The sequence below is a fragment of the Priestia sp. FSL R5-0597 genome (genome assembly GCF_038006305.1).
GTDB classification, from domain to species: Bacteria; Bacillota; Bacilli; order Bacillales; family Bacillaceae_H; genus Priestia; species Priestia zanthoxyli.
Genome location: NZ_JBBOUZ010000001.1, coordinates 3,544,170 through 3,556,204 on the forward strand (window position 1 = coordinate 3,544,170; position 12,035 = coordinate 3,556,204).

Below are 12,035 nucleotides of genomic sequence, written 5' to 3' on the forward strand. Positions count from 1 at the left end.
TGATAATTCCCCCCCCTAAATTAGGCCGTTTTTAATAAAAACAATAAACATATAGAAAAACTTGGCGTAAAATTAAGTTGAGGTGAGTAAAATGAGCAGTGATTATAAAAGCTATTTCTACAAAAAGTTCTTTTTAATATATTTTATTACCCTTTCATTATTTATTATCGTTGATATTATAGAATCAGGAAGAATTACACTTTTTTCTTTTGCAGACAGCTGGAATTTCATTTTGTATCAAATTGGTTTTTGTTTAATTGCTATTGGCTTTTTTAGTGCCTTCCTTGCAACCTTATTATGGAAAATAAAAAAAGTTAAATAAATACGTCATAGCTCCCCACAGAAATAACAAAAGACCTTCAGCTATTAGAAGATCTTTTTTGGATAGTTGCTTTAAGCGCTTATAATCTTGACTGAGAATCATTGGTTTGCCTAATTACTTTTTCCACAATGTACTGATATCCATATAAAACAATGGCTAAAACCGTAGTCATCCCCCAGTACATGCTTGGCGACATCTTTTTCATTTTAAATATGCCCGCTTTTTTCAAAGCACCGCCAAAAGGGAAAATATTAAACCAGTCTAACACCGTATTGGCAAGTAAGTATTTTAGAAAAGAGCCGTACGTTAGCTTAAATATCCAAAGTGTTCCTATTAAGTGCGGACCTAATATATAAGTAAAATCTATGGGTGCTTTAGGAAATAAAGGATTGTTATTTCTAAACCATTTTTTCTGATTGGCAATGACGGTAAACACAATGATGAATAAGTTAGCGAAAGTAGCTACAGGCAAAAAACGGACAAATGATTTTGTTCCTATAAAAGGCGCGGTTAACCATGGGAAGATTAGCACGCTTAAAGAAATGATCAATTTTCTTTTATACTTACGCATGAATTGTCTCCTCAAACTTTATTTTCGTAAATATTATTACCTAAAATTGAAAGTTTATGTAATATACCACAACGATTCCAGGCAAAGATAACTCAGCTAACGATGACATACGTTTATTTCTAGTGGCAATGGCATTAGCATCCAATCTTCAAAAAAAGAAGCATCTAGTCTTTAAAGACTAAATGCTTCCCCTCCTTTACACCTTATAGATTTCATTAGACGACAGCCAGTCAACGAATTGATGATACGGATAATATGTAGTCCCTTTCAGCTCTATTTTTGGAGCTCCAGGACATTTAGTTAACAGTTCTTCAATTTCACCCTTACTCAAATGAAAGTGATAGTGCAGATCTTTTTCTTTAATCAAATAAGGATATTTTGATTTCCTTTGAGGTTTACTAAAATTTTTTAAACCATCGCCTATAAAATAACCAAGGGCAGCTAATCCTAACGCTAACCAAAAAAAGTTCATTTCCAAAACAGGATACCCTCCAAACATTTCTAATAAATACATTCTAGCGTAAGATTCATAACAAAGAGATCTTACTTTATAAGATCTCTACAAATTAGCCAGTTTTTCATCAGCTATAAACTTCATAAGTATACCTGCCCCTGAAACATTTAATAATATGCTGCTTCCTAAAATAACACCATATAATAATCCAGCTATATGTAATGTTAAAGCTAAAATCAGAAAGACTGTTCCTATACCGACTAAAAATAATCCCAAGCTTCGATTATCCATCTATTTCACCACCAAAAAAGTAAATATAGTTATATTTTAACATAATTATAATTATTTCACTTATCAAAAAGAAGGAGAAGCTAAGCTATGTTAGTTTCCCCTTCTTTTTGTAACTCCAGTTTTCATTAAAAACCCTGCGGATATAATACAGGCAGCAGATAAAAGCAACCCTGTTAATCCCTGTTTTAAAATAAACCCAAAGATTATAATAGAAAATGATCCTAAAAAGAACATCAACTTGACTAAAACATTTCTTTTGCTCATTTATCCAATCATCTCGATTCTATATACAAATAATACATATAGTTACTCCCTCTGTTCTCTTTGTCCAGCACTCCAAGCTAACGCTAATATAGAAATCGTTACAACTAGTGCAGTCACCATAACTATATCCACCCCTTATTCCTTATAATTACATTTTAACATAATTTTAGAATACTGTTTGAACGGAGGTTACCCGAAACTAACTAGTATAAAACGGATTACCAGCACAAAAAGGGCACCTAATTACTATAGGTGCCCTTTTTAGGTATTAGTACAAATAGACCCCTGTCCTACTACTTTACTTGGTAATAACCTCTGCAAAAAAACGAGTTCTTCGGTTTAATCGCAATTAAAAATGAGTTATAGATATCTGAGCCAGAAATGAATGTATTTATCCAACATACAAATAATAGGATGGATCTAATATTTCCTGATACATAGAACGACGTAATAGCAGGAACTATCGATAATACAAGAAAAGGCAAGCTCATAAAGATCCAATATCTCGTTTTAGATAGAGTTGCATTTGTATTGAGCCAGAAAAATATTCCGCTAAATGTCAAGCTCACATCACCTTTTTTATATACGACTAAAACGTGCAGACATTCATGAATAGCAAAGACAATCATACCCATTATAATAAGATAAAAGAGATTGATGTGAGTAAAGTCTGCTCCAAAGAAATAAGGTATCAATAGAATAATAATTTGAAGTAAATATACAAACTTCATATAGTGTTTTCGATACCACGTATTCTGGATAAAAGGCGTCCATTCAGAAAAGTCCCTGCTTATTTGTGGCAAGTGGCGAAACCAAATGATGATAAGCGTTCCCTCCCTTGTCCAAACTTCCACTAATTATGCGTTTGTTTTAACGTAAAATCTCCTAATATATATTACACTTTATTATTTAAATATTGAGTAAGTAAATACACTGCAGCATTTGTAAGTTGATCAATATGTCCCTCCCCCCTAATATAAAGAATATATTGAATATATTGATTATATTTCCATTTTATCATAGGTTAGTGGATGAACACGATATACGAACTTGATCAACATAATGTACTAACTTAAAACATAAGGAAGAGACGCCGCTTGCTTTAAATGGCGTCTCTTCTTTTAGAATATTTGAGTAAAAGCTACAATTAAAATCGTAATCCCGCTGATTAACGTTCCAAATTGACCTAATGTAAACTTCCCAATTTGAACATTTGCTGCTTTTTGCCCCACCATTACTCCTAGCCATACCGTTATAAAACTACCAAATGCTGATGTAAGCGAAATAGCTAAAGGTGATAAACCAAGTAAACCCGCTCCTAGACCGTTTGTAAGTGCATTGGCTGAAAGTGCAACACCTAGCACACTGCTTTCAACCCAGCCAATATATCGTACGTTTTCTTGACCACTACTATCTAATTCATCAATTTCATTATTTTTTTGGGAACCAACTAATAAAATAATTCGAATTCCAATTAGCGTTAATAATACGACGGCTACAATAACATGGAACACCCCTGGTAAAATCGTTGAAAGCCATCGGCCAAACATAATCCCGGTCATGCTAAAGAGGAAACAAATAGCTGCTATTAGTAAATTAGAAAGCCATTTTATCCTGATTTTTCGTACTCCATAAGATATTCCTACACCAAAGTTATCTATACTTGATGATAGGGCAAAACCTAAAATGAATAACCATTCCATTTTGTATTCTCCTTTTGATGATAATATTGAGGAAATTTGCTTACTTGTTGCATATATTGTTGATAAACCTTCAATAAAATGAGTACTGCGCGTTGAAAAATATAAAGAGGTGAATCGCAATGTCTAACATCCAAAATGAACAAAGCCTTGGTCTGTTATTACGGTCTTTATTAAAGGAAAATGCTTTATCTATGCGGAAACTAAGCTCACTTACGGGGATTGATACGGCAACTATTTCACGGATTATAAATGGAAAGCAGCAAGCAAATCTACATCATTTAAAGCAATTTGCACACTATTTAAATACGCCTCTTGAAGCATTGATTGATCCTGCTGAAGCTGCTTCAAACCATACAGAAAATGAACTAGAAACAGGCATTCATTACTCCATCGATAAAATTCAAGAAATACTTAAATCTTTTAATATAGCAGATACCAACTTTACGATTGAACGTGTAAAACAAGAACTAACAAAATATAAGCAATATGCACAGACAGACGAAGGACACAGCATGATCATAAATAACTTTCAATCCAAAATAGAGCAAGTAGGAAGCGTTGGTACTTTCATCGACCAATTAAAGCAAATGTATCTTGAATATTGTAGCGAAGAAACCTCAGCCGCCAAGCGCTCTATATTGGGAAGTGCGCTATTGTATTTTATTTTGCCTACCGATATTATTCCAGACTACGTCTTTCCAATCGGTTATTTAGACGATGCAATAGCTGTACAACTAGTGATGAATCAACTTACGGAATAAAAACTGAGTTTTATTAAGGGAACTGAACGCGGCATTCCGCTATTTATTGTGAAAATGGAACTTTTTCTGAACCATGACGATGAGCAGGCAAATACTCTATTGCCTTCTTTAATTTAGATAATTCCTTTGGCACAATCTTTTTAATAATTTTTTCTTTTTTACATGGCTCGCATGACTCATGGTTGCATCTATGTGCACACATACCTAAAGGGATTTTCTCTCCTACAAATGGATCTATATAGACTCCATTTTCAAATAACTTACTCTTAATAAGATGTTCATTTTGCAATCTGCAGCAATTAACACAATAGTACATTTGTTTTCACTCTCTTTCTTATACTTGATTTTGAAACATCTTATGAGAACTCATCAACAGAAGTGCTTGTTCCTACATGAAAAGTTGAAAAAATCTCAACAGGCGTTGATGAATACTCAACACACGTTACTTCCAAACATATAGTTTAATCATGACATCACTACGAGTATCATAATTTGAGGAGAGATAATGATGAAAGCAAGAGGAATTGCTAACGCTGTAATCGGTATTTGGTTTGTTATGGCCCCGTGGATGCTTGGGTTTTCATACGATGCAGGGGCTACGTCAGCAAGTATTGTATTTGGAACCCTTCAACTGGTTATGTCTTTTTGGGGAGTTACTAAACCCGGATGGAATTCATGCCAAAATTGGATTTCGCTCATTACCGGATTATAGTTTATTCTTTTTCCCTTTATTTATTCATTAACAGACGGTGTGCTTTGGTCTAGCGTCATACTTGGGTTAATGACCGTATTACTTAGTTTATGGAGCTTGAACTCTAAAGCAAGATTAAAATTAAAAGCTGTAAGTTAAAAAGCGAATAATATTCCAGTGTTTGCTTAAACTACTCAAGATACCGCAACGTATCGACTATGTGAGAAATAATTCTCCTAGCAGAAAAGCTCCCTACGGAAATAGGGAGCTTTTTCTGCTTTTTATGTAAGGACGGTACATATTTATTTAGTCAACGTAATGTAGTTGATAGAAAGCTATAAAGTAGCAAAGGTAGATCACATTTGCGATCTACCTTTGCTCTCCATTACGGAGTCATCATTACTTTTTTAACACGGGTATCCATATTTCACTTTTAAAGGTTGGCGACGTTACATTTTTATGTTCATTCCATAAGATTTCCGGCCCTTCTACTTGTTCATAAGTTGAGGCTGGAAACCATTCTGAATAAATTCGTCCCCATACATCTTGTAATGTGTCAGGAAATGGTCCGACTGCTTCGAATACAGCCCATGTTCCAGCTGGCACTTCAAGTTGTACTAAATGATGGGGACAATCCTTAGTTGTGGCTACACCGATATAATGGTCCAGCTGCCCTTTTTCCTCCATTCTCCCTTCAGAAAAGTTCACAGATGCACTAAGCAAACCCAGTGGTGTAACATTAGAAAGTTCTTTTAATTCACGTATTGTTTCATCGTTCAAGCTTTCCCACATAGCAGCAATCTTTGGATTGACTCCATGAAAGATTATTGGAACTTTTTCTTTAATACCGACTATATGAAAGGCCTCTTTTTCCTCAATACGATAATTCATCTCATTTCCCCCTTTAATTGATAACTGAAAGGTCATTTTTGGAAATGCTTTAAGTGAACTGCCGCTCTTTTTAGCTTCGGAAGGAGTTATACCATGCAAATTTTGAAAAGCTCTTGTAAACGAATCCGGGGAGCTGTAATTGTACTTGATCGCAACATCAATGACTTTGATGTTACTATCTTTAAGTTCAAATGCTGCAAGTGTAAGTCGTCTTCGGCGAATATATTCTGATAAAGTAATACCTGCAAGAAAAGAAAACATTCTTTTAAAGTGATACTCAGAGCAAAGAGCCAGCCTTGCTACTTCTCTAAAATCGATATCATTGGTTAAATTCTCCTCAATATAGTCTAAAGCTCTATTCATATTTCTAAGCAAATCCATTTATATGACCTCCCTTATTATCAGAATAGCAGGATTTGAATAGAGCTATCCGACATTTCATGCACAGTTATGCAGGCTTTTTTCTTCTGTTCATAAGTTTTCACAAACTTAAACAAGCTATTCAAGATGCAATTTTAGTTAACATAATAACTTTCGAAAACAACAAATAAAGAGCCTTAAAGTATAAGGCTCTTTATTTGTTCTCTATTCACCTGTGTTTTTATGAGCAAATCCCAACCAAAATAGCAATTACACTGCATCTGTCATTACATATAAATGGGATGGCGCAATTTTATTTTCTAAAATTACGTATGGATGGCATTTCATTAAAGCGAGCTTAAGAACTTCTGGTACTCTCTCTTCATCATAAGCGCATACTAAATACAATCCGCCTTTATTTACTAATTTATCGGCTTCATTTTCAAACTCTTCTAGAATAGGTATAATTCCTTCTTGCTGTCCCCATTCTACATGAGCCCATATTTGAAAAGATGTATTGTTTTTATAGAAAGGATCTAAGTGTCTAGAAAGGTGTTCAAAGATTATGGCAGGCTGAAAACTTCCACTTGAACAGTAATAATCAAAATTATTAATAGTATGTATATAGGTTAATTGATCTTTAGTTAGAATTCCCTCTAATTTTTCAAAAATTAATGGAATTAATCTTTCACTTTCTATAACTAAAGTATGTCTCTTCTGTTCAATACCCGAAACAATATAAGACACAAGATTGTCTAAGTAACTTTTCATATCGTCAATGTTGTAGTAAATATGAACGCTTTCATTATTCTGTATTAATTGAGCAAACTGATTTTTCAAATATGTACGCTCCCTTATATAAAATCAACCTAAATTTTAAGCCTCTTAAAATAGTAATTTGTTTATCTGTTAGAAAGATTCTACGCTTTGCGTTCCTGCATGTCAAAATTGGATGTTCTTCCCTTTGTTTTGGGGTGGACAGCTTTTTTAGAACAGTGTATCTATATTGATTGCAAACGTTTGCGACAATTATTCTAGCAGCTTGACTAAAGGATACTATACCCTTTTCAAATACGATTAAAACCTAACAAGAAATAATTATGGAATTAAACTTAAAAGAGAAGCTCTAACGTTTCTTCTATATTCACTTATGTCCTCTCAAAACCTTCAATTAAGAGAGTTAGAAAAAGACGGGATTGTTCACCGTGAAATCTATAAAGAAATCCCCCCAAAAGTAGAGTACTCCCTAACCGAATTCGGAAGATCTCTCGAACCAATCATTTTACTTATGAAAGACTGGGGAGAAACGCATAAGCACAGAATTATTAATGCGAGAGCAATGGAAAAAGAAGAAATTTAAATATAAATTATATTTATTAATAGATTCGTGTACTTTAGATATAGCCTATACACGAGTAGTTACTGTAATGTAATAAGCTAAAAAAGTGCTTGGATAATGTTTATCCAAGCACTTTTGAAATTAATTATGTATGACTTTTCTTTTTAATTTGTACACCTGTATAAATAGAATTACCTGTTAATATTGCGGTTCCTAGAAGCCACCCTACCGTAGGAGAGTACTCAAATACATTTTTCAAAGCCATCCCTAAAGAAATAGCTGCCATTCCTAACATTAATAAAAGGACAGTAATGCCTTGCTGTCTTTGCATATATACCACCTCAGATGCTTTTTCTTCTAATCATTGTTTCCTCGGCTGCTCTTTTTCCCCTACAATCCAAGCTAAAGATAAAATTGAAACAGTTACAACTACTGCCGTCAACATCCCTATATCCACCTCTTCTTCCTTATAATTACATTGTAACATACCTATCATAATTAGACTTAGTTAACTTAAAATATGTTGTTGGTACAAAGAAAAAAACCATATTTCTAGGGCTTTTTATTTTAATACATATAGAGCGTAACTCTCTTCATTAGAAAATCCAAGTTTACTAGCTAATACTTTTGACGCTTCATTATTATTATCGCAATCCCAAGCAGGCATAACGTTCTTTTCTAAACACTTTTTTACAAACTCTTGACCTACTATCTTTCCCAGTCCCTGTCCTCTATAGCTAGGATTAGTCACAATATCGATTTCAGCTATTGTTCCACTATGAAAGATCGACACACATTCAGCGACAATATTTTCTTTATGGATAACACAAACGCCTAATCCGTTTTTCAGAAAATGACTTTCTGATCCCCAGTAATCCACTATATATGATTCGTTAAAATTCTTACTTTTTCTTAAAGCGTCGGAGTTAAAATCTTTTAACTCATAAAGATCGGGAAGATTATACTGAGAAGGAACTTTTGAAGGAACAAATCTATACTTAGAACGCATCATTTTCTTTACGTACGGTTCGAAAGTCTCGTCAAAAAAAGCCTCCCAGTCGGTGGATGGAGTAAAAACAGTAAAACGTTTTTCCTTACCATAAACATTCTCAACGAAGTAACGATAGAGAGATTTATTAAACACCCCACCATTTCCTTTACCAAATACATAATAGTCACCTGCAGGTATTCTAAGAAATCCTGACGTTGGCCTCATACGATCATTTACATACACAGATCCTTCAATAACATGATTAACGACAGAAAAAGCAAATGTAGGAGTCTTAAATGATGCTTTTAAAATGTTATGTATCTTATCATAATCTTTTGGTTCTAAATAATACATTTTATCTACTCCTCCTTAACAAAGTATATGTTTACATATTTGTTAATTAATACCACACAAGATTATTTTACTGTAAACTGAATACTATACTTTTTAGATTTACCAATATCTAATTTATTAAAATATCGTACATCAACATTTTAATAGGAGGAACTTATGATCTCGCTTCATAGAATTTTAAAATTGCGTGATTTAGAAATCTTCCATGTATCAAGGAATGGAAGAATCATATCTTATGTAGTTATTGAAGACACTCGAAATCCGTTTACAGAAGAAGATAAAAAACTAGATCCATTGTGTTATATGGATGCAGAAGATATTGACGCGATTTTAAACGTTTTTAGGATTTCGATCATTAATGATGAAAAATTAAACGAAAAAGATTCAGACCTTATAACATCGTTCTTTTCAGACTTTGTTAACAATACAAATTTAACAAACTTTATTATAAAAGAATACATTCAAGAAGATTTGTATGATCATGAAGTTAATCTAAAATTCTTCAATAAAATATTAAAAAGCATAGGCGCAAATTATAGTATTGAAGAATTTGATGAAATGAACTGGATTTATTTATCTCAGGATTAAGACCGTGTACACAAACCACCCTCTTAGGCACACAGGAAAAAAGAGAACCCCTAGGGAAGTAAGGGTTCTGAAAGAGTCACTTTTATAGAATATGCCGCTTTTTATACATCCTTCATTTAGTTGGCTTTTGATTAGGAGAACCAACGTAATTGATGAATTAAAAGCGCACCTTTTATTCATATGTTAGAACACATCCAAAGTAGTATTTATATTCAAAAACATGTTAAAATTTAATAGTCATTTATACTCGAATACGTATAAATGAACCCTTACAAAAAAAGCAGCCTCGCTTGCCAATGCCGAGGCTGCTTTTTCTTATTTTCAAAGGACTTTTGTCTTGAAAATGGGTGTATGTCCTGCGAACAAATACTTAGAAATCACATATGATAATATATCTTCTAAGTGAAGGAGGTATGCAATTATAGAAAACTTGGTTAGTTATATTAAAGAATTAGGCTTTCCAGTTGCGCTATCTTTTTACTTACTCGTGCGCATTGAAAGCAAATTAGATCGAATTACAGAACTGCTTCAAATTCTTATTGAAAAAAAGGACAAGCAATAAGCAGACTTCTGCTTTTATACCCAAAGCGAACTTGTACCTTCTTTTTCAAGATGCAGCACATCCACTTCTATTCCCCTATCGTATCCATGCTCTCCACCCGGAAGAACAATCAAGCCGTTCGCCGCAGCTAAAGATGAAATAGCACCCGACTTGTCCATGCCAACAGGCGTTACTAAGAGCCTTCCCCCTTCGTCTGTCATTTCTCCTCGCACCATTCTTGTGAATGCGTTAGGCTCTTTAAAACGGCCGTTTAACACCGCTTTTGTTTTATGTAAATGAGGCGCCGGTGAATGTAAAAAGCTGCGAACAATCGGACGTACAAACAGTTCAAACCCGACATAGCAAGCAGATGGGTTTCCTGATAATCCAAACAGCAGCTGTCCGTTTCGTTCTGCGACTGTTGTGACGCTTCCCGGTCGCATCGCAATTTTGTTAAACAGCACATTGGCACTAAGCTTTTCATAAATAGCCGGCAAATAATCATAGTCACCAACGGATACCCCTCCGGTTGTCAGTAAAATATCCACTTCTTCAAGTGCTTTTTCTACCGCTTCATAGCAGCGGTCAAAATCATCTTCAAGCTTCCCTAAATATTTCGGAATTCCCCCGCTTCTTACGATTTGCGCAAGTGCCATATAAGAGTTGCTGTTGCGGATTTTTCCTGGCTCTAGCGGCTCGTTTACATCAAGCAGTTCACTTCCCGTTGTTAACACGCCAACCACCGGCTGCTTCACCACGGCTACATCCGCATAGCCAAACGTAGCTAAAAAAGCCGTGACGCCCGGATTAATGCGCGTTCCTTTTGAAACGAGCACGTCTCCTTTTTTTGTTTCTTCTCCTTTTAACGCAATGTGTTCCCACTTTGAAGCAGGCCTGCTTAACGCCATATACGTTTTGCCTTCTTTTTCATACGACTTCGTTACTTCAAGCATCACAACCGCATCACATGAATGAGGCACTTGCGCTCCTGTCATAATGCGCACTGCTTGAAACGGCTTTACTTCTTCTTCAAAAACAGAGCCAGCGCCGATTTCACCTACAACTTCGAACTCTACAGAATGTCCATTTGATACTTCTACGCAGTCTTGTGCTCGAACCGCAAAGCCGTCATAAAGCGATTTATTAAAATGAGGCACGTTTTGGTCGGCAATAATATCTTCTCCTAAATAGCGCCCGTAGCTTTCGGTGATCGATACGCGTTCGATGCTGCCTTTTCTTTTATATGTCATAACTTTTTCAATTGCTTCAGGAATTGAAATAGGTGTTCTGCTTTCTAACATACATTCTTCACTTCCTTTATGTCTGTTCACTTTTTACGCTATGGTGTAAAATCATAGCATATCTCACTGTTTCTATCATACAACAAAATTTACTGAAAAAGGATGAAAACACCGATGTCTTCTTTTACACATTTTAATGACCAAGGCCGTGCCAATATGGTCGATATTAGCGAAAAATCTATCACTCGACGCGTTGCAACAGCTCGTTCAAGCATACTTGTTAACAAAGAAATTCACGAAGCCATTGTAGAACATAAAATCGGAAAAGGCGACGTGCTTGCTGTTGCACAAGTAGCAGGGATTATGGCAGCAAAACGCACGTCTGACATTATTCCGATGTGTCACCCTCTTTTATTAAAAGGCGTAAACCTTTCATTTGACTGGGATACAAGCAATGACAAGTATCGTTTATTAATAGAAGCAACGGTTAAAACGGAAGGCTCAACGGGCGTTGAAATGGAAGCTTTAACTGCCGCTTCTGCCTGCGCTCTAACCGTTTATGATATGTGCAAAGCCATTGATAAAGGCATGATTATCGGCGAAACATATCTGCTTGAAAAATCAGGCGGCAAAAACGGTGACTACAAGCGTACGGAAGCGTAAAGGAGGTACA

The 12,035-nt window shown here is 35.0% G+C and carries 17 protein-coding genes and 1 pseudogene; 7 read left to right on the forward strand and 11 right to left on the reverse strand.

Going from position 1 to position 12,035, the window contains the following annotated elements; all coding sequences use genetic code 11:
* The first annotated feature begins 91 nt into the window (after positions 1–91).
* On the forward strand, positions 92–322 hold the full coding sequence (locus tag MKX72_RS18595) for a hypothetical protein (RefSeq protein WP_155007738.1): 231 nt from the start codon (positions 92–94) through the stop codon (positions 320–322).
* Positions 323–401: 79 nt separating this feature from the next.
* On the opposite strand, the gene MKX72_RS18600 is transcribed toward MKX72_RS18595, so the two are convergent.
* From MKX72_RS18600 to MKX72_RS18620, 5 genes are all read right to left on the reverse strand, one after another.
* Positions 402–893: a hypothetical protein gene (locus MKX72_RS18600; RefSeq protein ID WP_155007737.1), complete on the reverse strand. Its 492-nt coding sequence runs from the start codon at positions 891–893 to the stop codon at positions 402–404.
* 196 nt (positions 894–1,089) lie between these two features.
* Positions 1,090–1,371: a hypothetical protein gene (locus MKX72_RS18605; RefSeq protein ID WP_034267520.1), complete on the reverse strand. Its 282-nt coding sequence runs from the start codon at positions 1,369–1,371 to the stop codon at positions 1,090–1,092.
* A gap of 81 nt (positions 1,372–1,452) precedes the next feature.
* Positions 1,453–1,638 carry a hypothetical protein gene (locus tag MKX72_RS18610; protein WP_028414911.1) on the reverse strand — a complete coding sequence of 62 codons (186 nt, stop codon included), beginning with the start codon at positions 1,636–1,638 and terminating at the stop codon, positions 1,453–1,455.
* A gap of 557 nt (positions 1,639–2,195) precedes the next feature.
* Positions 2,196–2,633: a DUF3267 domain-containing protein gene (locus MKX72_RS18615; protein WP_235918727.1), complete on the reverse strand. Its 438-nt coding sequence runs from the start codon at positions 2,631–2,633 to the stop codon at positions 2,196–2,198.
* Positions 2,634–3,023: 390 nt separating this feature from the next.
* Positions 3,024–3,605, reverse strand: coding sequence for a manganese efflux pump (locus MKX72_RS18620; RefSeq protein WP_063247141.1), 582 nt, complete (start codon positions 3,603–3,605; stop codon positions 3,024–3,026).
* Between the two features lie 119 nt (positions 3,606–3,724).
* On the opposite strand from MKX72_RS18620, the gene MKX72_RS18625 reads away from it, so the two are divergent.
* A complete protein-coding gene (locus tag MKX72_RS18625; protein WP_028414916.1) occupies positions 3,725–4,366 on the forward strand; it encodes a DUF1232 domain-containing protein in 642 nt (213 codons plus the stop codon).
* Between the two features lie 43 nt (positions 4,367–4,409).
* Here the strand turns inward: MKX72_RS18625 and MKX72_RS28340 are convergent, their stop codons facing one another.
* Positions 4,410–4,682, reverse strand: a complete 273-nt coding sequence (locus MKX72_RS28340) for a DUF3973 domain-containing protein (RefSeq protein ID WP_049165968.1) — start codon at positions 4,680–4,682, stop codon at positions 4,410–4,412.
* A gap of 189 nt (positions 4,683–4,871) precedes the next feature.
* On the opposite strand from MKX72_RS28340, the gene MKX72_RS18630 reads away from it, so the two are divergent.
* Positions 4,872–5,078 carry an SPW repeat protein gene (locus MKX72_RS18630; RefSeq protein WP_340760670.1) on the forward strand — a complete coding sequence of 69 codons (207 nt, stop codon included), beginning with the start codon at positions 4,872–4,874 and terminating at the stop codon, positions 5,076–5,078.
* Between the two features lie 378 nt (positions 5,079–5,456).
* Here MKX72_RS18630 and MKX72_RS18640 read toward each other — a convergent pair whose 3' ends face one another.
* Both MKX72_RS18640 and MKX72_RS18645 read right to left on the reverse strand, forming a co-directional pair.
* Entirely contained in the window at positions 5,457–6,329 is an 873-nt protein-coding gene (locus tag MKX72_RS18640; protein WP_155007736.1) for an AraC family transcriptional regulator, read from the reverse strand.
* Positions 6,330–6,578: 249 nt separating this feature from the next.
* Positions 6,579–7,148 carry an MEDS domain-containing protein gene (locus MKX72_RS18645; RefSeq protein WP_028414918.1) on the reverse strand — a complete coding sequence of 190 codons (570 nt, stop codon included), beginning with the start codon at positions 7,146–7,148 and terminating at the stop codon, positions 6,579–6,581.
* A 325-nt stretch (positions 7,149–7,473) separates the two neighbouring features.
* On the opposite strand from MKX72_RS18645, the pseudogene MKX72_RS18650 reads away from it, so the two are divergent.
* Positions 7,474–7,668: pseudogene (locus tag MKX72_RS18650) on the forward strand (winged helix-turn-helix transcriptional regulator); the annotation flags it as partial.
* Between the two features lie 124 nt (positions 7,669–7,792).
* Here the strand turns inward: MKX72_RS18650 and MKX72_RS18655 are convergent.
* Both MKX72_RS18655 and MKX72_RS18660 read right to left on the reverse strand, forming a co-directional pair.
* Positions 7,793–7,978, reverse strand: coding sequence for a hypothetical protein (locus MKX72_RS18655; protein ID WP_033580005.1), 186 nt, complete (start codon positions 7,976–7,978; stop codon positions 7,793–7,795).
* A 231-nt stretch (positions 7,979–8,209) separates the two neighbouring features.
* Positions 8,210–8,992 carry a GNAT family N-acetyltransferase gene (locus tag MKX72_RS18660; protein WP_049165971.1) on the reverse strand — a complete coding sequence of 261 codons (783 nt, stop codon included), beginning with the start codon at positions 8,990–8,992 and terminating at the stop codon, positions 8,210–8,212.
* A 156-nt stretch (positions 8,993–9,148) separates the two neighbouring features.
* Here MKX72_RS18660 and MKX72_RS18665 point away from each other — a divergent pair, with 156 nt between their 5' ends.
* Together MKX72_RS18665 and MKX72_RS18670 are read left to right on the forward strand one after the other, a co-directional pair.
* On the forward strand, positions 9,149–9,580 hold the full coding sequence (locus MKX72_RS18665; protein WP_049165972.1) for a hypothetical protein: 432 nt from the start codon (positions 9,149–9,151) through the stop codon (positions 9,578–9,580).
* A 430-nt stretch (positions 9,581–10,010) separates the two neighbouring features.
* Complete coding sequence (locus tag MKX72_RS18670) at positions 10,011–10,142, forward strand: YvrJ family protein (protein ID WP_014458777.1); 132 nt, start codon at positions 10,011–10,013, stop codon at positions 10,140–10,142.
* A gap of 14 nt (positions 10,143–10,156) precedes the next feature.
* Here the strand turns inward: MKX72_RS18670 and MKX72_RS18675 are convergent, their stop codons facing one another.
* Positions 10,157–11,422 (reverse strand): molybdopterin molybdotransferase MoeA, encoded by a 1,266-nt coding sequence (locus MKX72_RS18675; protein WP_098626223.1) that lies wholly within the window; start codon positions 11,420–11,422, stop codon positions 10,157–10,159.
* Positions 11,423–11,536: 114 nt separating this feature from the next.
* Between MKX72_RS18675 and moaC the strand changes: the two genes are divergently transcribed.
* Positions 11,537–12,025 carry a cyclic pyranopterin monophosphate synthase MoaC gene (moaC, locus tag MKX72_RS18680; protein WP_033580001.1) on the forward strand — a complete coding sequence of 163 codons (489 nt, stop codon included), beginning with the start codon at positions 11,537–11,539 and terminating at the stop codon, positions 12,023–12,025.
* Positions 12,026–12,035: the final 10 nt, after the last annotated feature.